Below are 18,884 nucleotides of genomic sequence, written 5' to 3' on the forward strand. Positions count from 1 at the left end.
GTGGTGTGACAATGAGGACAGAAACAACAGCCATTATAGCTAACATCGCAGCAAACGCACCGATGAATGAAATGGCAATCATCAAACAGGAGATTCAACACTGGTTATCCTCAGATCTTCGGAAAATGATGCTTGAAGGAAATCGATACTACAGGAACAAAACGGACGCTCTCAAACGAAAGCGTATGGTTATTGGTCAAGATGGGATTTCGGTTGAGGACAAGAACCTAGCAAATAATAAGATCGTACACGGCTTCCTGCGGAAGCTAACGGATCAGAAGGTTGGATATCTGCTCTCTAAGCCAATGAGCCTGAAAACAAAAAATGAAGCGTATCAAGCTTTGCTAGAAGAGATATTCAATAAGTCATTTGCTAGGACACTCAAGAACCTTGGCAAGAAATCAATCATCAAAGGCAAAGAATGGCTTCACCCTTACTACGACGAAGTTGGAAACTTCTCCGTTGAAATCATCCCTAGTGAAGAGTGCATTCCGCAATGGAAGGATTCAGCACATACGATCCTAGACGCCATGATCCGATTCTATGATGTCGAAACCTATGTCGCATCCGAAAAACGGATTGTTAAGAAAATAGAGTATTGGGATACAAAAGGTGTTCGTCGTTATATCGATAAAGACGGTTCAATTGTTCCAGACGCAGAAAATGTGGAATCCTCACACATGATGATCGGCGAAGAACCGTTCAACTGGAATAAAGTTCCGTTCATTTGCTTCAAGTACAACGATGAGGAGCAACCACTCCTTGAACTGGTTAAGTCCCTTATTGACGATTACGATAACAAGAAATCGGATAATTCCAACAACCTCGAAGATTTACCTAACAGCATTTTTGTAATCGAAAACTTCGATGGTGCAGATTTAGGAGAGTTCAGACGCAATCTATCCCAATTCAGGGCTGTTAAAACACGTTCAGGTCCTAATGGGGGTGGCGGTAAGGTAGATACGCTAAATCTTGAAATAGACACAGAGGCATTCAAGACGCACATGGAAATGACTCGTAAGAACATTTATGAGTTCGGGCGCGGCGTAGATATGGCAGCTGAAAAGTTTAATGGAGCTACAGGGGTAGCGCTCAAGCAGCTTTACAACGATTTGGACATGGACGCGAACGACATGGAGACCGAGTTCCAAGCCGCCCTAGAGCAGTTTCTGTGGTTCGTCAATCAACACCTGTTACTAATCACTAAAGGAGACTTTACCACTGAGTCGGTAGACGTCATCTTTAACCGGGACATTCTTACAAGCGAATCTGACGTCATCACAGATGGAAAGAACAGTGTCGGGCTTATCAGTAACCGCACAATCATTTCTAACCACCCTTGGGTAACGAATGCTGCCGAGGAAGAGGAACAAATGAAGAAGGAGAAGGAAGAGGCGTTTTTGGATGCTCAATCTTACGGTGGACTGAAAGAGGATGAAGCCCCAATTGATGGAGGTGGTGGCGATGAATAAACAAGCTAAAGCAAGCGTTGATCGACTCATATCTGCATTGGCTGACCAAGCAACAGAAACCATTCAAAAAGGGGAATCAACCCCAGTGGTTGCAATTGATGCCTTATCGCATCTACTTGAGGCCTATGGGAATCAGGCAAGTGGCGGCACAACCGCTATTGGCTTTTCTGCTCCTAGTAATGATGAGGATGAACCATGAAGTCCAATGCGTATTGGGGTAAACGGCTGGATGCACTAAATGAAGCCCAACTTAACAAAGCCGAACAGTACGTCGAGACGATGAACGAACAATATGGTAAGGCCATGTCGAAAATTGAGCGAGATATGAATGATTGGTACAGGCGCTTCGCTAACAACAATGGCATTATCGATATGGCTGAAGCTCGCAAGCTCCTAACCTCCGGAGAATTAAAGGAATTCAAGTGGACAGTCCAGGACTATATCAAGGCAGGCCGCGAGAATGCCATTGATCAACGGTGGATGAAAGAGTTAGAAAACGCATCAGCTCGCGTTCACATCAACCGTCTCGAAGCGAAGAAGATCCAGCTTCAAAACGAAATTGAGCAATTGGCAGGACAGAAACTTACCGGAACAACTGGTTTGCTAGGCGGCATCTACAAGGACAATTATCACCGATCAATCTTTGAGCTGCAAAAGGGTGCTGGAGTAGGCACAACGTTCACCAAGATGGACAGCAACCAAATCAACAAGATCCTATCAAAGCCGTGGGCACCGGATGGAAAGAACTTTTCTTCTCGTATTTGGAGTGATCGAACAAAGCTTATTGCTGAGATGACCACAACCTTAACGCAGAACCTAACAAGCGGTGTACCGCTCGACCAACTTATTAACACATTCGCCAAGCGTATGAATGTGTCTCGATCCGATGCAGAGCGTATTATTCTAACGGAGTCGGCTTACTTCTCTGGCCAATCTCGGATTGATGCTTATAACGAGTTAGGTGTAAAGGAGTATAAGTTCACCGCAACGCTTGATCGCAAGACATCAACCCTATGTAGGGATATGGACGGAAAGGTATTTCCGCTATCAGAGGCTCAGGCAGGCGTAAACTACCCACCACTCCATTCGCGCTGCCGTTCGACTACCATTCCTCATTTTGATGATAACGTTAAGGAGAGAGTCGCAGAGAGTGAGGATAAGCAAGTATACAGCGTACCTGGGGATATCACTTACAAAGAATGGGCTGAAAAGTACGCACCATACGAAACTGAGTTTTTGCCTAACCGAGATCCAATCAAAGTGATTGAACCACCAATAGTCAAAACAACAGAGCCAAAACCTTTCAAAATATGGTATGATGAGACAGGGGAGAACGGCCCTAAAATAGCCGACTTACCAACGGATGCATTAGATAAGCTTAAGCCGGACGTACCTCGAAAGCTTGGCAAAGCCAGCGAAGAGGAAGCGCTAAAGTACATGGAAGAAACAGAGCGTAAAATTAAAGCGGCGGCAGATGAACATGCACTTGCGATTTCCGATAAAGGCGAGATATTCCACGTTCGTGGAGATCGTAGCTCAGTCAATCTTGCTAACATCGGCCATCCAAGACTTAATAACAGTATTGTTACCCATAACCATCCAGACGTTGGTGGGGAACCGGGAGGCTCATTTAGCCAGGAGGATGTGTTTGCCTTCTTCGGTCTAAAACTCCGGGAATTGCGAGCGGTAGATAAAAAGCATAAGTACCGCCTTACAACAACCGCGCCCCTCACGCTCACAGACGATGAGCTCGGCTTCCTCCTCTTGCAAGCTGAGGATAATTACAAAGTTAAGCTAACGCTTGAACAGGCATTAGCGGGCTATGACGCCAAGCATTTAACGATGATCGAGCTAGCAGCTCTCGTCGAGTCCCTAATCTACGAAAGGGAGTAAAGCCATGCTTCGAACAAAAGAAGAAAATCGGATTGCTATAGCAGAGTTGTTCGCGGACAAGCGCGGGCATTTAGGTGATGAGAGATTTAATCAGCTAGTTGATGAAATTAGCAACGTTCGTCTTGAAGCGCTGCAGAAGCTCGACTCACTACCTAAAGCGCCTATTGGTGTATTAGACTCAAATGAAGCAGAACGATTGCGTCTGAGCAAGGAAGAAGACATGAAGTGGTTGTTGATTAAGCAAAAGTACGGCATCTGAAGCACTCTCTAAACCGGGAGTGCTTTTTGTATGCCTCAAAATCCCAAACGTTTGGGAATATGGTTAGGCTCTTGCTGAGACTGCATGGGCCTATTCGCCGTTTCGGTACTGTCGGCGCTAAACAACAGGACATCACCGGACGCGACCGGGACAACAAGCGAAGATGAATGGAGGAAATGACTATGAACAAAGAGCAATTTATTGCATTGGGATTACCAGAAGATTTGGCCGTGAAGGCTGCTGCAGCATCAACCGATGAGTTGAAAGGTTTTATTCCTAAGACTCGTTTTGATGAGGTAAACGCCGCCAAATTGAAAGCGGAGAAAGATGTTTCGGATCGTGACACGCAGATTACTGAGTTAGGAAAAACTGCCGGTATGTCCGAGGAACTGAAGGCGCAAATCACGAAGCTGCAGGGTGAGAACACAGTGGCTAAGGAAAAGCACGAAGCAGAACTTAAGGAACTGACGCTGACCACCGCCATTAAAACGGCATTGACGGGCAAGGTTCACGATGAGTCGCTTGCTGCTGGTTTGTTTGATCGCTCTAAGTTGGTCATTGACGGAGAAAAGGTTGTCGGATTAGACGATCAGCTTAAGGTTTTGAAGGAGTCTAAGGCATTCCTATTCAAACCAGATAACCCTAATCCAAATCCTAATCCCAATGGAGTTACGCCTCATGTCGGTAATTCAAACTCTACTCCACCAGTAGGGGCATCATTGAAAGATGCACTCGCCGCACACTACAGCAAATAAAAATTTATTGGAGGAATTGAATATGCCAGTTACACTCGCAGAAGCAAAAAAGAACGTACAGGATGACGTGCAAATCGGGGTCATCGACGAATTTCGGAAATCGAACTGGTTGCTCAGCAATTTGACCTTTGACGATGCGGTATCACCAACCGGAGGCGGAGCGACATTGACCTACGGATATACACGACTCATTACGCAGCCGACAGCCAACTTCCGGGCAGTAAACACAGAGTACACACCGCAAGAAGTTACCAAACAGCGCTATAACGTAGACTTGAAAGTCTTCGGCGGATCCTATCAAATTGACCGGATCATCGCAGGAATGGGCGGGATTGTCAGTGAAGTTGATATGCAGATGGCGCAGAAGATTAAGGCAGCTCAGGCATTGTTTAATGATACAGTCATTAATGGCGACAGTGCGGTTCAAGCTACTGCGTTTGACGGATTAGAAAAAGCGTTGGCAGGAAGTACAACGGAGCTTAACCCGGCTGCTCCGATCGATCTTTCGTCCTCGTCCGCGGTGGATAGCAATTACAAAGTGTTCTTGGATGAGATCGACGAATTTCTCGCGCTGCTTGATGGCAAACCAACAGGCTTGCTCATGAACGCAAAGCTATGGGCGAAGTTCCGTGCTTGCGCTCGTCGCTCCAGTTCGTTCACCGAAACGAAAGATGAGTTCGGTCGAAACATCACAGCATACGATGGCATTCCACTTGTTGATGTCGGCGAGAAGCCAGGAACCAACCAACTCGTTATTCCAACGGATCCCACGGCGAGGACAACTAGCCTATATGCCGTTCGTCTTGGCATGGATGGTTTCCACGGTGTTTCGATGGCTGGACAAGCACCGATTAAAACGTGGTTGCCTGATTTCGCCACGTCAGGAGCAGTTAAGACAGGCGAGGTTGAAATGGTTGCAGCCGTCGCACTAAAAGCCACAAAAGCAGCTGGCGTTATGCGCAAACTTAAAGTGGGATAAGGAGGAACGACGATGGCAAAGGTAATCGCACCAAATAATCAATATAACGGCGTTTCAGCCGGTGTTACTTTCATTCATGGATCGGGAGAAACTTCCGATCCATCTTTATTGGATTGGTTCCGCGAGCATGGGTATGAAGTTGAAGAAGTCCAAGAGGAAATCAAGCAACCGGCAACCGATAAACCATTGGACAAGCAGACCCTCCCTGAACTGAAGGATTATGCAGCACTACATGAAATCGACATTGGAGAGGCAAGTAAGAAAGAGGACATTCTGTCTGTGATCCAACTTGAAATATCCAAGCGGGAGGCTGCAAAGCAAGGCGCTGAGGGCGGTGGAGCAGGTGGCAATCAACAAAGCGGAGATCCTGACGCTAGTTAAGAAGCGTCTCGGCTTGCCTCTTAACGAAACGACTCATGACAGCCTGATCGACCTCTATTTAGATGAGATCGAGCAGCGCATCCTGAATTATTGTAATTTGCAAGAAGTACCGGATGGGCTTAAATACACATGGGCTGCAATGGTGGCTGTGGCCTTGACCAAGGAGCAATCAGCTATCTTGTTCCCACCCCCCGTTGTTGCTGAAGCATTTGAAATTAGCATTGGAGATACAACAGTCAAGGAAGTCAAAAACCCGGCAACTCCAATTATTGTCCGGCCATCCATTGCGATTGTGGATGAGGTTGTATTCGACTATCAAGGTGAGTTAAATAGTTATCGTAAGCTGAGGTGGTAGCGTGATTGATTATTCCAAGCATCGCGCAGCTATCGAGAAACTTTACGAGGACAAGGCGAAGATCATCCGATACACCAATGCCGAAGATCCTGTAAGTAAAAAGACGCGCAAGCAGCTCACGGTAATTTGCACCGATGAGCCTTGCCGTCTATCGCAAACGGGACTCACAAAAAACGGGCAGACAGAGGCGCAGAACAACATCGCCTCAGAGTCCAAGTTATTTATCTCTCCGGAGCTAGAGATTAGGCAGGGTGACGAGATTGAGGTTACTAAGGGCGGGGTTACACGCAAGTATCAAGCGGGCGAACCTTTCCCGCCTTATCCCACTCATCAAGAGGTCAGTCTACAGCGCAAGGATAAAGCCTAATGGCGGGCATGGGTAAGTTTGACACCAGGGAGCTTAAGGCATACCACAAGCGCCTAAAAGAAATGAATGAAGCCTTGCCAGCTTTCCGGATTGAATGCATTAAGGAGCTGGCAGCTCGCCTACTCGCTAAGGTTATTTCAAGGACTCCTGTGGGCCCAACGGGGGATCTTCGGCGTGGTTGGACGATTGGCGATATCGTAAAATCAGGGAACACATATCAGGTGGAGATTATCAACGCCGTGGATTATGCTCTGTATGTCGAATATGGTCACCGAACACCAGACCATTCCGGTTGGGTTGAGGGACGCTTTATGCTTACGGTGTCTGAAGAAGAGCTTGAACGCGAGCTGCCTAGCTTCCTAGAACGCAAGCATCAAGAATTTATGAGTAGGTATTTGGGGTGAGTCAATGATAACCGTCAATGACGTGCTGAACGGTGTGACACGAGCATTAGCCGAACACTTCCCGGATATGCCGCGATATGGAGAAGAGATCAAGCAGGGGCTAGATGCTCCCTGCTTTTTTATTAAGCTTTTTCCCACATCGCAGACACGGGAAGTAGGGCGGCGCTACCTGCGAACCCATACGTTCGACATTCACTATTTTCCTAATCCGGCGATAGACGAGAATGAAGATGCTCATGACATCGCAGAACAATTATATAGCAAGCTGGAGTATTTGCTGGTTGGTAATGGACAGTGCCGGGGGACGAGGATGCGCCATGAAGTCATAGACGGCGTGATGCATTTTTTCGTCAGCTATGATTTTCACATCATGCGCCCTGCACCTCAGTTACCTAAAATGCAATCAATTGAGCAGGAGGTTAAATTGCAATGACAAAACCAAGGGAAGAAACGCAACCAATTGCCGAACCCTCCTTTACCAAGGAACAATTTTTAGCATCGAAGCTATTTCACCCCGTACAAAAGGACGTTTTGAGCGTTGTGTTGGCAGACGGGGAGAGTTACACGATTCCGCAGGCCCAAAGTTTAATTAAAGAAACACTCGAAAGGAAGGCGAACTAAATGGCCGGAGGCACATGGGTTTCCCAAAACAAAATCAGACCAGGCGTTTATATTAATTTCGTTGGAGATGGTGGGCCGCTTGGAACCCTTGGGGAGCGAGGCATTGCAGCAATTGCATTGATATTGCCTTGGGGACCATCTCAGTCGATTATGCAAATCGAGGCGGGTGAGGACGTATTCGTTTTGCTCGGCCATGATATCGCGGCTAAAGACCTCCTGCTAGTCAAGGAGAGCTTGAAGCAGGCTAAGACGCTATTACTCTATCGACTTAACATAGGGACTAAGGCGACAGCCACAAGCGGCACATTGACTATCACAGCTAAACATGGCGGTATTCGCGGCAATGACATTAAGGTTGTCATTCAAGCAAATCTAGATGACAACGCGAAGTTTGACGTTATTACCAAGCTAGATGGTGTAACCAAGGACAAACAAGTTGTCGCTAATGTTGCGGAGTTGGTCGCCAATGACTGGGTAGTATTCAGTGGCACAGCAACACTTACTGCATCTGCTGGCATTCCTCTTGTTGGTGGCGCAAACGGCGCGGTTGTTAACGGAGATCATACAGGATTCCTTATGGCTTTGGAATTGCTCGATTTCCAAACGGTAGCTTACACGGGCGCTGATAGTGTGCTGAAAGGAATCTATTCCGCCTACGTCAAGCGACTCAGAGACGATGAAGGTAAGAAGGTGCAGGCAGTTGTCGCCAATTACCCTGCTGCTGACCACGAAGGTGTAATTAGTGTCAAAAACGGTGTTATCCTCTCAGATGGTACTAAGCTAACTGCGGAGCAAGCAACCGCTTGGGTAGCTGCAGCAACAGCGGCGGCAAGTGTGGCGTCCTCGTTAACCTTCCAAGGATACGATGATGCCATTGATGCTAACCCTCGTTATACTAACGCACAGATTGAGGCGGCGTTAGTTGCTGGCGAGTTTTTATTTACCGCTAATCGTGACCGCGCAATTGTGGAGCAGGACATTAATACCCTTACTAGCTTCACTCCCGACAAGACGCGTCCTTTTGCAAAAAATCGCATCATTCGCGTGCTGGACGGGATTGGCAATGACTTCAAGCGCATTTACGAGTCTTTCTATATCGGCAAGGTAGACAACAATGCCGATGGCCGAAACCTTCTGAAGTCGGAATGTATCAATTACCTAGACGCACTTCAACAAGCGGCCGCAATCCAGAACTTTGAGTCAGCGGATGTCATTGTCTTGCCTGGTGCCGATTCGGACAGTGTCTATGTGGAGCTACATGTACAGCCGGTGGATGCAATTGAAAAAGTATACATGAAAGTGAAGGTGAAGTAGGATGTCCTATTTAAAAGCGAACGACACGATTAACGGTCAAGAGGGTCGAGCTTATGCCACGATAAACGGTCTGGTAGAAGAAATGTTTTACATCAAATCACTTGAAGCCACTGTTGAAAAGGAAAAGGCTGAGATCAAGACGCTTGGGCGCCGTGGCACACAGCATAAAGCAACAGGATGGTCTGGCAGTGGTAGTATGACCGTCTATTATGTGACCTCCCGTTTCCGTAAATTGATGCTGAATTACATTAAAAACGGCGTGGATACTTATTTCGACATTCAAGTCGTAAATGAAGATCCGAATTCCACTATCGGAAAACAAACGGTCATGCTTAAAGGCGTTAACTTGGATAAGGTGATTTTCGCTAAGCTCGACACGGAGTCCGAAGCACTTGAAGAAGACCTGGACTTTACTTTCGAAGACATTGACGTCTTAGACTTTTTCGGTACACCAATACTCGGATAATAAAAACATCATCCTTAGGAGGACTATTCAATGAGTGAATTAAGCGCGTTTTACGCACAGAATGTGGCAACGGAAGAGACAGAGACGTTTATCGTCTCTGATCGGTTTAAGGACAAGGATGGACAGCCCGTGGCATGGCAGCTTCGCAGTATGACGGAAGCAGAAAACGAAGAATGCCGTAAAGCTGCAACACGGAAGGTAAAAGGTAAGAACGGGGCTCAGGTACCGGAAACTAATTCAGATGATTACCTTGCTAAACTTGCAGTTGCCAGTACGATCTTTCCAAATCTAAAGGACTCGGAGTTGCAAAAGTCGTATGGTGTGCTCGGCGCCGAATCTTTGCTGCGTAAAATGCTTCGGCCTGGGGAGTACGTGGGCCTCGTTCAAAAGGTGCAGCAGCTAAACGGGTTTGACAAGGATATGAACGAATTGGTCGATGAGGTAAAAAACTCATAACGGAGGGCGACAGTGAGGCTAATTACGCCTACTATGCCCTCCATGAGTTGCACATAATGCCACATGTCCTCATGCAGATGAGCCGTCTAGAGCAGGCGGCCATCTATGCAATGATCGACATAAGAGTGGAGCATGAACGAAAGAGCCGTCGAAAAACAAAGAAATAAAGGTCTTGTCTATGGTATACTCTGGTAAACTAGTAACTAGTAAGCGCAGAGGAGGAAATAGTTTTGAAGAAGACCTTAATGACATTAGCGTTGGGTATTATGATTGGTGCCGTAGCGATGATTGCCGTACCGGCATACGGAGCGGTGAAACAATATGTACTTACTGCGTTCGGGTCACCGGTACTTGTTAATGGAGTGGCTTACAAAGATGCCAACAATCCAATCTTAAGCTACAACGGACGCACGTACTTACCACTCGCTAAAATCGGTGATCTGCTAAACGTGAATTACAAGTGGAATGCAGAATTGAAGCGATTAGAGATTGGGGATTTATCTGCGCCCACATCCTCACAGGGAACGGGTGGGGATTACAAGGGGCATAAAGATAGTGAAGATGCTTCGATCCTTATTGCAAAGATTAACAACAACCCACCACCCCCTAAATTGAGTGAGGGCTGGATATCAAAAAGTTTATTATCTAAAATCGAAAATGTATATACCGATGATGATAAGCAATCCAAGGAAATTGTTTTTTATAAAGACTTTTCCACTATCCCCCCAAAAGAAGCATTTCGGTTGCAAGTGCCGGATGATTGGTTTGAGAGTGAATCAGGAGAGATCACTTCAAACGGCATAAGGGTTCTAAGGTACAGTAAGAGTAATTATTTCAACATCGCCGATCTAAAAGCAGCAAAACTAATTACGTGAAGCGCCCCTCGGGGTGCTTTTTTGTTTGATTGGCAAGGTAAGGAGGCGTAAGGATGCCAACCGTAAGCACAAGTTTGCAATTGTTCGACCAATTTAGCCAGACACTGAATAGTGCACAACAAGGGCTAGAGCGGGTCTTGGGTATTGCCGAACGATTCCGAACAGAACTCCAACAACGCATTTCTCTTGAGGTGGACGCAAGCGCTGCTGTCACTCATGTTGAAGATATAAGGCAGCGCATGCAAACCGTAGGGACAGACAGTGCAATCAGGGTAGTCATAGATGCCAATGATGTGACACAGGAGATCGAGCGCATTAGGGGGCAAGTCAGATCCGGGACCACGGCGGCAGCTATCGAGCTAACACTCGATCCCGCAAGGGCAGTATCCCAGGCGGAAACAGCGCGAACTGAAATCGTGCAACAGATCGGAACCATCCAAGCAAACATAGATTTGCAGACACCGGATGTCTCGACGATCTCACAACAAATTGGGTCGGTACAGGTGGATATTCAATTACAAGTGCCAGATGCAAGTGCTGCACGTTCTCAGTTAACGGCTGCATTAAGCGGTATCTCATCCGCCCTGTCCATTCAGCCGCAACTCAATGTCGCGCAATTCATGGCTGATATTGCCGCCCTCAAAGCTAAGACCTTAGCAGAGATCGGTACAATCAAAATGAAAATTCAGGCGCAATTACCCGCATCGTTGACCACGATGTTTACCGACATCAAGCGCCTTGTCATGCGGCTACTTGTAGCCATACGACAACTCAGTACGGTAAGCGCAAATACAAAACAACTAGAAAATGCTTTGGAACGTATTAAGCGGCTGGAAGAAAAAAACAACCAGTTGCAGCAACAGTTTAATGATCGGCTACAGCAAGGCGGTAGTAGCTCAAATAAACTGCTAAGTAACATCAAAGGTATGGTAGCGGCCTATTTGAGCCTACAAGTGGTAAAGGGGTTTGTTGGAGCTATTTACGGCGCTGTGACGGAGCAAATCCGGTCAGAGCAGCGATTACAGTCAATCATGTCGAATATCAATGGGATGACACAAGATGGAATCGATTTGGTTAAGCGCCGCGCTGAGGAGTTAGAGAAAACAACTGCGATTGGTGCAGCTGAAGGGATGTACGGACAATCACAGTTGGCCGAATACGTGTATGACCCGCGTAACATCGACATGCTCACGGAGTCCATGTATAACTTGGCCACAGAAACCTATGGCGTGAATGTATCTCAGGACAATTTAAAACAAACTGCTGACTTAATGGGTAAGGCTATGATGGGACAGATTGACGCATTGAGCCGTAACGGCTTTAAGCTCACGTCTATCCTCGACAAGGCGCAAATCAAAACGTTTAAGTATGGCACTGAGACAGAGCGTGCTGCAATACTGGTTAAAGTTTTGGATGAAAACCAAAGCAACCTCGCACGGTCGATGGCGCAAACGCCAGAAGGGCAAATCAAGCGGCTTAACAATGCGTGGGGCGACGTTATGACAACGCTCGGATATAGCTTGTTACCCATATTAAACCAAGTGGTTAATTTAATTATGGATAACATGCCCCAAATAAAAACAGTATTTGTTGGGACGTTTAATGTCATCGCCATAGCTATCCAATCCGTCATTCAAGGCTTCCAAATGCTTACCGGTTGGGTACAAAACCACTGGGATATCGTTCAGCCTATTTTACTCGCAATAGCCATGGTGCTAATTCCAATGATTATTGCCTCTCTCGTATCCATGGGCATTGCTTGGCTAGCAGCTGCGTGGCCCGTTTTACTTATTGTGGCAGTCATCGCACTGATAGTCATTATCCTTAAAAAGTTAGGGGTAACGACAGACCAAATACTTGGATACGTCGGCGCTTTGTTTGGTGTGTTGTACGGCGCCATCTACAATGAAATTGCTAAAATATGGAACTTCTTCGCTTTGTTCATTGAGTTTTTTGCAAATATGTTTAACGATCCTGTTTATTCGGCCAAAAAACTGTTTGTTGGTCTTGCGAACAGCGTGCTGGACATGGTGAAAAAGATTGCATCGGCGATTGATTGGGTGTTTGGATCAAACCTCGCCGGAAACATCACAGATTTACAGGGTATGATGGAAGATTGGGTTGGGGAAATGCCTGATGGTTATAAAGTCATTGAGCGGATGCAAGAAAAGGATGTCAACGAGTTAGCAAAACAAGGGTACGATATTGGGTCGAACCTTGCGGGCAACATGAGTGATGCGTTTTCCAGTATTCCGACTGGGCCCGACCTCGTGGGTAAAATGGGGAAAGGGGCGTGGAATGTTGACCCGAATATCAACAAGGTAGAAGAGGTTGGCAAAATTAAAAACAAGGTCGATATTTCTTCTGAAGACCTCAAGGTCATGCGAGAACTCGCAGAGATGAAGAACATCCAAAACTTTGTTAAGCTAACGCCGACCGTGCAAGTGAAGACCGGCGATATCAATAACGGTTACGATGTCGACACTGTTATCACGCGTATTACGGAACACCTGGAAAAGGAATTTGCTGCATCGGCAGAAGGAGTGTATGGTGGATGAGTGTTGCTATTTTTCTGTCGTATAACAATCAAGAAGAAGTGCTTCAAATACCAGTAAACCCCGAAAGCATTGAATTTAGTGATGGTCTCACAAGTAAAACCTATGAGGTTGTCGGACTTGGGGAGATTAACGTCATAAAAGGGATGAAACTGCAAGAGTATTCGTTCTCTAGCTTCTTCCCTGCAAAAGGAACCCGTCAATACTACAATACACTACTCAAGGACTCAGTTGATCCCTTGCTTGAGACTAGCTACGTTTATACACCCCAGAAATATGTGGAGTATATAAGGGGATGGATGGCGTCTAAATATCCAGCCCGGTTCACTTTTTCGGATGGTGATTTTAAAATAAGTGAAGCTGTTAGCATCGAAAAATTTGACTGGAAAGAAGTCGCTGGATCTCCCGGTGACATTGAGTACACCCTCACACTAAAGAAGTATGTTTTTTACGCCCCGAAACGAGTGACTGTGGTTACGAATCTAGTAACAGGGGCAAAGACGATCCAACAGAAGAGTGCGAGGCCTGACGAGCGTGTTAAGCCTACGACACACAAACTCGTTGCGGGTGAAAATTTGCTAATCGTAGCAAGAAAGTATTTAGGCAACTCCGGTCGATGGAGGGAAATCCAGAAGCTGAACGGTCTTACAGACGCTCAACTAAAGAATTTACAAGTCGGCTTAGTTCTTAAGTTACCAACATAGGTGGAGGTAGATACGATGGCTGTTAATTTTCAAGGTAAAAGTAACGCCGAGTTGGAGGGAGTGGTTAAGGAGATTATCAAGACACTTGGCCAACACGGCGTTACTTTAGGGGAAGCGAAAAAAGTCTTTGAAATCATTGAGACACTGTTGTTGGATCAGCCTATCAACCTTGAGTTATGATAGTTTGAAATTTTCAACAAACAACAGACCTTCGTAGGTTAGCCTGGCATCGTAGGATCTATATCCTGACAATCCATGAATAAAAGAAATGCCAGTAACGTAACCTAAATCTAATGCTTTTGAGAGTGCGTCTTCGCATTCTTGTTCATCGATTTGAAAGTCGAAATCTTTTTGATATATTCGCCCATCGCGGATGTTGACTAGGATCTTAAACATGGCAACTTCAAATTCTTTAGACGTTTTGAACATTGGGATCACCCCCTTCCTAAGTTGAGTGGTAGTTACGGAACAACTTCCATAATTCGACATATGAAAGGGGTTTTCCTTTTAAGGAGGGCTGTGATTGATTGAAATATTGCTCGACAATCGGGAAGGGATTTGGAATATCTCTAATGTCGTGTCGGCTGTAGAATGGACAACCGCAAGGATTGGTAAGGCGTCCAGCTTGAGTATTACCCTGATCAAGGGCGGGCTTTATCAAAAGAGCTTAAAAATAAACAATGGCGACACCATCCGCGTTACTAAGGATGGTGTTAACATGTTTTTTGGCTATGTGTTCGAAATTGGTTTTGGTAAAGATGAAGATGTGCAGATTAAGGCCTATGATCAGATTCGCTACCTACTCTCATCTGACACCTACGTTTTCAAGGGCCTAACGGCAACGGAGATCATCAAGCGCATCGCAAATGATGTTGGGCTGAAGACCTCAACTCTAATTGATACCAAATACAAAATTCCATCCATGGTCGAGGATGGGAAAAAGCTGATAGACACAATTTGGAAAGCACTAGACTTGACCCTGATCAACGGCGGGGGCAATTACGTGTTTTATGATGATTTCGGGAAGCTAGCACTAAAGGACTTATCGGCGGCGCTCCCAGATTTCTACATTGGCGATGGCAGCCTATTGACTGATTTTGATTTTACCCGATCCATTGATGCCGATACGTACAATTTCATAAAAGTTGTCCACGACAACAAAAAAGCCGGAAAAAGAGAGACATATATCGCCAAGGATAGTGCGAATATTGCAAAATGGGGGCGGCTGCAACTCTACCAATCGGCTGATGAGGGGTTGAATCCAGCCCAAATCAACGATTTATTGAACAGATTGGCAGCGGCGAAAAACCGAGAATCGCAAAAGCTGAAAATTGAAGCTATCGGGGATATCCGTGTGCGCGCGGGAAGTTATATTCAGATTATTATCGGTGAATTATCCATTAAACAGCCGATGGTGGTCGAAGAGTGTTCTCATACATTCGATGGCGACCATGTGATGTCTTTAGAATTGAGGGTGGTCTAACTTATGTCCATGTTAGATATCATTAAACGAGCTGGGGCGGGGGCCGTTTCAGCCGGGAGCCCCGTCTCCATCATTACAGGTAGTGTCATGCAAGCAGATCCGCTAGAGGTAACCGTCGACCAACGGTTCACACTTTCAGCGGATTTTTTAATTGTCCCGGAAAGCCTTGTTAAATACGAGGTAGATATCGGTCTACCGAATAAACTGCTTATTCGACGGGGGTTAGAAAAAGGCGACAAACTGATTCTGCTGCGCGTACAAGGCGGGCAACAATATGTCATTTTGGATCGGGTGATATAAACATGATACCTTCAGGTAGCTCAATCACAGCAGAAAAGCTGGAATCGGTACAGCAGCCAAGCCGGACATATCGATTAGATCTGATAAATAAGCGCATGGCAGGCGTTGTGGACGGATTAGAGGCAGTGCGGCAAGCCGTGCTTAAGATTTTACAGACTGATCGATTTGACCACTATGTCTACAGTGGCGATTACGGATCGGAGATATCTAGGCTTGGTGGGGGAACCCCCTTACTGATGCAATCTCAAATCGCCCACCGTATAAAGGAGGCGCTATTACAGGATGACCGGATATCTGATGTGATGGATATACAGATCACAGTTAGTGGTGACAATGCGTTAGCAACCTTTACGGTCGTAACTGATTTTGGGAATTTTACATCTGAGGTGAAAAGCAATGTATGAAGCTCAAACATATGAAGAAATCCTTGAGCGGATGTTGGACCGAATACCGGGAGATATAGATAAGCGTGAGGGTAGTATTATCTTCGATGCACTTGCACCGGCTGCAGCCGAAATCTCCCAAATGTATGCGCAGCTAGAAATGAACTATAACCTGTCGTTTGCAGACACAGCTTCCGGGGACTTTTTATCAAAGCGAACCGCTGAGTTTGGAGTTAATCGTAAAGCGGCCGCAAACGCTTTACGTCAAGGTTTATTTTTTAACAATAGTGATCAACCCTTTGACGTACCTATTGGCAGTCGTTATTCCATTGGCGGGATTAATTATATGGTGGTGTCACGCCTCTTTATCGGCAAGTTTGAGTTAGAGAGTGAAGAAGAGGGCAATGTTGGTAATCAGCAATTTGGGACACTACTTCCGATTGATTATGTTAATGGATTGGTTCGAGCTGAACTCACAGACATCATTGTCCCAGGTGCGGAAGCGGAGAGTGATGAATCACTTCGTACACGATTTTTAGCAGCTGTCAATGATAAGCCATTCGGGGGCAATGTGGCTGACTACCTGCAAAAAGTTGGCAGCTTACCAGGTGTCGGAGGCGTTAAGGTATTCCCGGTGTGGCAGGGGGGCGGTACAGTCAAGGTGACGATCGTTGATAGCACCTTCGATGCTCCGGCCGCAGGTTTATTAGACGATGTGCAAACCGTAATTGATCCAACAGCAAACGCAGGAGAGGGCATCGGATATGCGCCCATCGGTCACAAGGTAACGATTGCGGGCGCGGCCGGCGTGACCATTAATATTGTCACAACCATAACTTTGCGAGCTGGTTACACAATCGGACAGATAGAGGATGATATTAGATCGGCAATTACTCTTTACGCTAGGCTTTTGCGGGGGACGTGGGCAGCAGAGAGCGCCTTGGTGTTTCGGGTATCCCAAATGGAGTCGCGCATCCTTGGTGTGGAGGGTGTAGCAGACGTTACTAGCACAACACTAAATGGGATGACAGCAAACATTGAACTCGGAGTCGAGCAAATCCCTGTAATCGGGACGGTGACGCTTAATGAGTAATCCATTGATGACTTACCTTCCGGATATCTATCGTGAGGTAAAGGACTTTATTGAGCTAACCGCAACTGAAGATATGGAATTTGGCGGGATTGAGGTAGCAGTAAATCGCCAATTTGATGACCAGTTTGTTCTCACATCAAGTGAAGAAGCTGTTAGGCGTAGAGAGCGAATGCTCGAAATATTGGCTGATAGAAACACGGAATCTCTAGCCTTTAGGCGTACTCGGATTGTTAATAGATATGCTACTAAGCCCCCTTTTACAATTCGATATCTGCAGGAGCGCTTAGACTTTATAACGGGTGTACCAGGCTTAGTCATCGTAGAGATCGATGTACAAGGATTTATTTTACTAGTTAGAGTTGGTATAGATAACGCTGCTGTTTTACGAGAGTTGGAGTACACCATTAATAAGCTTAAGCCAGCTAATCTTGTATATCAACCGAAGGCGTATTACACGGAGCGCATAGGGGTTAGCCATAAAGCCGTTTCAATAAGACTGAATCGTCAGACGAAACTATCAACAACTTGGCGGCTTGGTATAACGCCGTTTGCTATTAAAAGGGAAGAGGTGCCGCTATGATCAAGCAAAGCTATCTGCACGAGCTGGCACAATATACAAAGGACAAGATTACAAAACTTGTAGTGAATGATGTGCTTGAAATAACTGATTTTAATCTTAAGGAAGTCGATGCAAATAACGTTGAGTTAGAAGCAGTCATTCCTTTTGGGGCTATGGCGACAGTGACAAAAATAGAACTTAAAGGCTCCATGAATGATGTCATTGCAACTAAAACGGTTTTTCTCCCAATCGTCGAAGATACAATCATCCAGCAAGTTATTACATTCGTGGAGGTGCTCTAATGGCTTACAACGCAAAGACAAATTGGAATAATAATGATACCGTGACTGAGCAGGATCTAAACAGGATTGAAAAAGGGGTTTCAGATGCTCATTCGTTTGATATAAACGATGTAACCATATCGGCATCAGAAGCACCTACAGGCAATACAGCGTCACCTAAAAAACTATTGAGTTGGATCATCTACATGATCAAGGCCATTACTGGAAAGAGCACATGGTATGCAACCCCGGCAACGACGCTCGAAGCCGCGAAAGCCCATGCTGATGATTTAGTGCGTCACATCACACCGGCAGAACGTACGGGGTGGAACTCCAAACAAGATGCAATTGGATTTACTCCTGAGAATGTCACGAATAAAGGTGAGTCCGGAGGATACGCCGGGCTAGATAACGGAGCTAAATTACTTACAAAAAATCTACCCGATTCGATCCTTGGCCAAGTGAAATATCAAGGAACTTGGAATGCGACATCAAACGTTCCTGCTTTGCCGGCTGCTTCTACCGCCAAAGGATATTACTTTGTTGTAGCAGCATCGGGAACTTACGGTAGCTTAGATTTTCAGATAGGGGATTGGGTTATAAGCAACGGTGTTGAGTGGCAAAAGGTAAATAATACGGATGCAGTGCCTACGGTATTTGGTCGAACAGGAAATGTTATTGCATCTAACGGTGATTACAAAGCTGAGCAAGTTGCGTTGAATAGTCCTAGTCTTGCTTCCACCAACGTAAAAACTGGACTGGAAGAGATACTCACCGGAGTACAAACCAAGGCCCCACTTGCATCGCCAGCACTGACAGGCACGCCAACAGCGCCTACACCAACGGCAGCGACTAACAATAATACTTTAGCCACTACCGCTTACGTTACGTCTGCTGTAGCTCTTGCACGTACCTATGCACCATAAAAT

General features: G+C 46.0%; 27 protein-coding genes. 26 read left to right on the forward strand and 1 reads right to left on the reverse strand.

Annotated features, from left to right (window positions below; translation table 11 throughout):
• Window positions 1-11 precede the first annotated feature (11 nt).
• The 19 genes from KCTCHS21_RS07095 (at window position 12) to KCTCHS21_RS30830 (ending at window position 14,036) form a co-directional block, all read left to right on the forward strand.
• Window positions 12-1,472: a phage portal protein gene (locus KCTCHS21_RS07095; RefSeq protein WP_197726512.1), complete on the forward strand. Its 1,461-nt coding sequence runs from the start codon at window positions 12-14 to the stop codon at window positions 1,470-1,472.
• On the forward strand, window positions 1,465-1,671 hold the full coding sequence (locus tag KCTCHS21_RS07100; RefSeq protein WP_130606272.1) for a hypothetical protein: 207 nt from the start codon (window positions 1,465-1,467) through the stop codon (window positions 1,669-1,671). Before KCTCHS21_RS07095 ends, KCTCHS21_RS07100 begins: the two co-directional genes overlap by 8 nt.
• Window positions 1,668-3,365, forward strand: coding sequence for a minor capsid protein (locus KCTCHS21_RS07105; protein ID WP_130606274.1), 1,698 nt, complete (start codon window positions 1,668-1,670; stop codon window positions 3,363-3,365). The genes KCTCHS21_RS07100 and KCTCHS21_RS07105 overlap by 4 nt, the downstream gene beginning before the upstream one ends.
• A gap of 4 nt (window positions 3,366-3,369) precedes the next feature.
• Entirely contained in the window at window positions 3,370-3,624 is a 255-nt protein-coding gene (locus KCTCHS21_RS07110) for a hypothetical protein (protein ID WP_130606276.1), read from the forward strand.
• Between the two features lie 182 nt (window positions 3,625-3,806).
• Window positions 3,807-4,379: a phage scaffolding protein gene (locus tag KCTCHS21_RS07115; RefSeq protein WP_130606278.1), complete on the forward strand. Its 573-nt coding sequence runs from the start codon at window positions 3,807-3,809 to the stop codon at window positions 4,377-4,379.
• Between the two features lie 22 nt (window positions 4,380-4,401).
• The gene (locus KCTCHS21_RS07120; protein ID WP_130606279.1) at window positions 4,402-5,358 is read left to right on the forward strand and encodes a major capsid protein; all 957 of its coding nucleotides are present in this window, start codon (window positions 4,402-4,404) and stop codon (window positions 5,356-5,358) included.
• A gap of 12 nt (window positions 5,359-5,370) precedes the next feature.
• A complete protein-coding gene (locus tag KCTCHS21_RS07125) occupies window positions 5,371-5,739 on the forward strand; it encodes a hypothetical protein (RefSeq protein ID WP_130606281.1) in 369 nt (122 codons plus the stop codon).
• Complete coding sequence (locus KCTCHS21_RS07130; protein ID WP_130606283.1) at window positions 5,702-6,094, forward strand: phage head-tail connector protein; 393 nt, start codon at window positions 5,702-5,704, stop codon at window positions 6,092-6,094. The genes KCTCHS21_RS07125 and KCTCHS21_RS07130 overlap by 38 nt, the downstream gene beginning before the upstream one ends.
• Before the next feature lies 1 nt (window position 6,095).
• On the forward strand, window positions 6,096-6,461 hold the full coding sequence (locus KCTCHS21_RS07135) for an ABC transporter ATP-binding protein (RefSeq protein WP_130606285.1): 366 nt from the start codon (window positions 6,096-6,098) through the stop codon (window positions 6,459-6,461).
• A complete protein-coding gene (locus tag KCTCHS21_RS07140) occupies window positions 6,461-6,865 on the forward strand; it encodes an HK97 gp10 family phage protein (RefSeq protein WP_130606287.1) in 405 nt (134 codons plus the stop codon). The genes KCTCHS21_RS07135 and KCTCHS21_RS07140 overlap by 1 nt, the downstream gene beginning before the upstream one ends.
• A 4-nt stretch (window positions 6,866-6,869) precedes the next feature.
• Entirely contained in the window at window positions 6,870-7,298 is a 429-nt protein-coding gene (locus tag KCTCHS21_RS07145; protein ID WP_130606289.1) for a phage tail terminator family protein, read from the forward strand.
• On the forward strand, window positions 7,295-7,486 hold the full coding sequence (locus tag KCTCHS21_RS07150) for a hypothetical protein (RefSeq protein WP_130606291.1): 192 nt from the start codon (window positions 7,295-7,297) through the stop codon (window positions 7,484-7,486). Before KCTCHS21_RS07145 ends, KCTCHS21_RS07150 begins: the two co-directional genes overlap by 4 nt.
• Window positions 7,487-8,800 (forward strand): phage tail sheath family protein, encoded by a 1,314-nt coding sequence (locus tag KCTCHS21_RS07155; RefSeq protein ID WP_130606293.1) that lies wholly within the window; start codon window positions 7,487-7,489, stop codon window positions 8,798-8,800.
• A 1-nt stretch (window position 8,801) separates the two neighbouring features.
• Window positions 8,802-9,266 (forward strand): phage tail tube protein, encoded by a 465-nt coding sequence (locus KCTCHS21_RS07160; protein WP_130606295.1) that lies wholly within the window; start codon window positions 8,802-8,804, stop codon window positions 9,264-9,266.
• 30 nt (window positions 9,267-9,296) lie between these two features.
• Window positions 9,297-9,722 carry a phage tail assembly chaperone gene (locus KCTCHS21_RS07165; RefSeq protein WP_130606296.1) on the forward strand — a complete coding sequence of 142 codons (426 nt, stop codon included), beginning with the start codon at window positions 9,297-9,299 and terminating at the stop codon, window positions 9,720-9,722.
• Window positions 9,723-9,952: 230 nt separating this feature from the next.
• Entirely contained in the window at window positions 9,953-10,597 is a 645-nt protein-coding gene (locus KCTCHS21_RS07170) for a hypothetical protein (protein WP_130606298.1), read from the forward strand.
• A gap of 53 nt (window positions 10,598-10,650) precedes the next feature.
• A complete protein-coding gene (locus tag KCTCHS21_RS07175; protein ID WP_130606300.1) occupies window positions 10,651-13,155 on the forward strand; it encodes a hypothetical protein in 2,505 nt (834 codons plus the stop codon).
• Window positions 13,152-13,856, forward strand: coding sequence for a peptidoglycan-binding protein LysM (locus KCTCHS21_RS07180; RefSeq protein WP_130606302.1), 705 nt, complete (start codon window positions 13,152-13,154; stop codon window positions 13,854-13,856). Before KCTCHS21_RS07175 ends, KCTCHS21_RS07180 begins: the two co-directional genes overlap by 4 nt.
• 15 nt (window positions 13,857-13,871) lie before the next feature.
• The gene (locus KCTCHS21_RS30830) at window positions 13,872-14,036 is read left to right on the forward strand and encodes a hypothetical protein (protein WP_157993975.1); all 165 of its coding nucleotides are present in this window, start codon (window positions 13,872-13,874) and stop codon (window positions 14,034-14,036) included.
• Here the strand turns inward: KCTCHS21_RS30830 and KCTCHS21_RS07185 are convergent.
• The gene (locus KCTCHS21_RS07185; protein WP_130606304.1) at window positions 14,031-14,285 is read right to left on the reverse strand and encodes a hypothetical protein; all 255 of its coding nucleotides are present in this window, start codon (window positions 14,283-14,285) and stop codon (window positions 14,031-14,033) included. The genes KCTCHS21_RS30830 and KCTCHS21_RS07185 overlap by 6 nt on opposite strands.
• Before the next feature lie 94 nt (window positions 14,286-14,379).
• Between KCTCHS21_RS07185 and KCTCHS21_RS07190 the strand changes: the two genes are divergently transcribed.
• From KCTCHS21_RS07190 to KCTCHS21_RS07220, 7 genes are read left to right on the forward strand one after another with little or no spacing between them, the layout of a single operon-like run.
• Window positions 14,380-15,339 carry an XkdQ/YqbQ family protein gene (locus KCTCHS21_RS07190; protein WP_130606306.1) on the forward strand — a complete coding sequence of 320 codons (960 nt, stop codon included), beginning with the start codon at window positions 14,380-14,382 and terminating at the stop codon, window positions 15,337-15,339.
• Window positions 15,340-15,342: 3 nt separating this feature from the next.
• On the forward strand, window positions 15,343-15,639 hold the full coding sequence (locus KCTCHS21_RS07195; protein WP_130606308.1) for a DUF2577 domain-containing protein: 297 nt from the start codon (window positions 15,343-15,345) through the stop codon (window positions 15,637-15,639).
• 2 nt (window positions 15,640-15,641) lie between these two features.
• On the forward strand, window positions 15,642-16,043 hold the full coding sequence (locus tag KCTCHS21_RS07200) for a DUF2634 domain-containing protein (RefSeq protein WP_130606310.1): 402 nt from the start codon (window positions 15,642-15,644) through the stop codon (window positions 16,041-16,043).
• The gene (locus KCTCHS21_RS07205) at window positions 16,036-17,115 is read left to right on the forward strand and encodes a baseplate J/gp47 family protein (protein ID WP_130606312.1); all 1,080 of its coding nucleotides are present in this window, start codon (window positions 16,036-16,038) and stop codon (window positions 17,113-17,115) included. The genes KCTCHS21_RS07200 and KCTCHS21_RS07205 overlap by 8 nt, the downstream gene beginning before the upstream one ends.
• Entirely contained in the window at window positions 17,108-17,695 is a 588-nt protein-coding gene (locus KCTCHS21_RS07210) for a putative phage tail protein (RefSeq protein ID WP_130606314.1), read from the forward strand. The genes KCTCHS21_RS07205 and KCTCHS21_RS07210 overlap by 8 nt, the downstream gene beginning before the upstream one ends.
• Window positions 17,692-17,976 (forward strand): ketopantoate hydroxymethyltransferase, encoded by a 285-nt coding sequence (locus KCTCHS21_RS07215; protein WP_130606316.1) that lies wholly within the window; start codon window positions 17,692-17,694, stop codon window positions 17,974-17,976. Before KCTCHS21_RS07210 ends, KCTCHS21_RS07215 begins: the two co-directional genes overlap by 4 nt.
• Window positions 17,976-18,881, forward strand: coding sequence for a hypothetical protein (locus tag KCTCHS21_RS07220; RefSeq protein WP_130606318.1), 906 nt, complete (start codon window positions 17,976-17,978; stop codon window positions 18,879-18,881). The genes KCTCHS21_RS07215 and KCTCHS21_RS07220 overlap by 1 nt, the downstream gene beginning before the upstream one ends.
• Window positions 18,882-18,884 lie beyond the last annotated feature (3 nt).

This window comes from Cohnella abietis (genome assembly GCF_004295585.1).
GTDB classification, from domain to species: domain Bacteria; phylum Bacillota; class Bacilli; order Paenibacillales; family Paenibacillaceae; genus Cohnella; species Cohnella abietis.

What these genes read in the sequence shown, in the direction of transcription:
- KCTCHS21_RS07095 (WP_197726512.1), top strand. Translation starts at nt 12, where the DNA reads ATGAGGACAGAAACAACAGCCATTATAGCTAACATCGCAGCAAACGCA.
- KCTCHS21_RS07100 (WP_130606272.1), top strand. Translation starts at nt 1,465, where the DNA reads ATGAATAAACAAGCTAAAGCAAGCGTTGATCGACTCATATCTGCATTG.
- KCTCHS21_RS07105 (WP_130606274.1), top strand. Translation starts at nt 1,668, where the DNA reads ATGAAGTCCAATGCGTATTGGGGTAAACGGCTGGATGCACTAAATGAA.
- KCTCHS21_RS07110 (WP_130606276.1), top strand. Translation starts at nt 3,370, where the DNA reads ATGCTTCGAACAAAAGAAGAAAATCGGATTGCTATAGCAGAGTTGTTC.
- KCTCHS21_RS07115 (WP_130606278.1), top strand. Translation starts at nt 3,807, where the DNA reads ATGAACAAAGAGCAATTTATTGCATTGGGATTACCAGAAGATTTGGCC.
- KCTCHS21_RS07120 (WP_130606279.1), top strand. Translation starts at nt 4,402, where the DNA reads ATGCCAGTTACACTCGCAGAAGCAAAAAAGAACGTACAGGATGACGTG.
- KCTCHS21_RS07125 (WP_130606281.1), top strand. Translation starts at nt 5,371, where the DNA reads ATGGCAAAGGTAATCGCACCAAATAATCAATATAACGGCGTTTCAGCC.
- KCTCHS21_RS07140 (WP_130606287.1), top strand. Translation starts at nt 6,461, where the DNA reads ATGGCGGGCATGGGTAAGTTTGACACCAGGGAGCTTAAGGCATACCAC.
- KCTCHS21_RS07145 (WP_130606289.1), top strand. Translation starts at nt 6,870, where the DNA reads ATGATAACCGTCAATGACGTGCTGAACGGTGTGACACGAGCATTAGCC.
- KCTCHS21_RS07150 (WP_130606291.1), top strand. Translation starts at nt 7,295, where the DNA reads ATGACAAAACCAAGGGAAGAAACGCAACCAATTGCCGAACCCTCCTTT.
- KCTCHS21_RS07155 (WP_130606293.1), top strand. Translation starts at nt 7,487, where the DNA reads ATGGCCGGAGGCACATGGGTTTCCCAAAACAAAATCAGACCAGGCGTT.
- KCTCHS21_RS07160 (WP_130606295.1), top strand. Translation starts at nt 8,802, where the DNA reads ATGTCCTATTTAAAAGCGAACGACACGATTAACGGTCAAGAGGGTCGA.
- KCTCHS21_RS07165 (WP_130606296.1), top strand. Translation starts at nt 9,297, where the DNA reads ATGAGTGAATTAAGCGCGTTTTACGCACAGAATGTGGCAACGGAAGAG.
- KCTCHS21_RS07175 (WP_130606300.1), top strand. Translation starts at nt 10,651, where the DNA reads ATGCCAACCGTAAGCACAAGTTTGCAATTGTTCGACCAATTTAGCCAG.
- KCTCHS21_RS07180 (WP_130606302.1), top strand. Translation starts at nt 13,152, where the DNA reads ATGAGTGTTGCTATTTTTCTGTCGTATAACAATCAAGAAGAAGTGCTT.
- KCTCHS21_RS30830 (WP_157993975.1), top strand. Translation starts at nt 13,872, where the DNA reads ATGGCTGTTAATTTTCAAGGTAAAAGTAACGCCGAGTTGGAGGGAGTG.
- KCTCHS21_RS07185 (WP_130606304.1), bottom strand. Translation starts at nt 14,285, where the DNA reads ATGTTCAAAACGTCTAAAGAATTTGAAGTTGCCATGTTTAAGATCCTA.
- KCTCHS21_RS07195 (WP_130606308.1), top strand. Translation starts at nt 15,343, where the DNA reads ATGTCCATGTTAGATATCATTAAACGAGCTGGGGCGGGGGCCGTTTCA.
- KCTCHS21_RS07200 (WP_130606310.1), top strand. Translation starts at nt 15,642, where the DNA reads ATGATACCTTCAGGTAGCTCAATCACAGCAGAAAAGCTGGAATCGGTA.
- KCTCHS21_RS07205 (WP_130606312.1), top strand. Translation starts at nt 16,036, where the DNA reads ATGTATGAAGCTCAAACATATGAAGAAATCCTTGAGCGGATGTTGGAC.
- KCTCHS21_RS07210 (WP_130606314.1), top strand. Translation starts at nt 17,108, where the DNA reads ATGAGTAATCCATTGATGACTTACCTTCCGGATATCTATCGTGAGGTA.
- KCTCHS21_RS07215 (WP_130606316.1), top strand. Translation starts at nt 17,692, where the DNA reads ATGATCAAGCAAAGCTATCTGCACGAGCTGGCACAATATACAAAGGAC.
- KCTCHS21_RS07220 (WP_130606318.1), top strand. Translation starts at nt 17,976, where the DNA reads ATGGCTTACAACGCAAAGACAAATTGGAATAATAATGATACCGTGACT.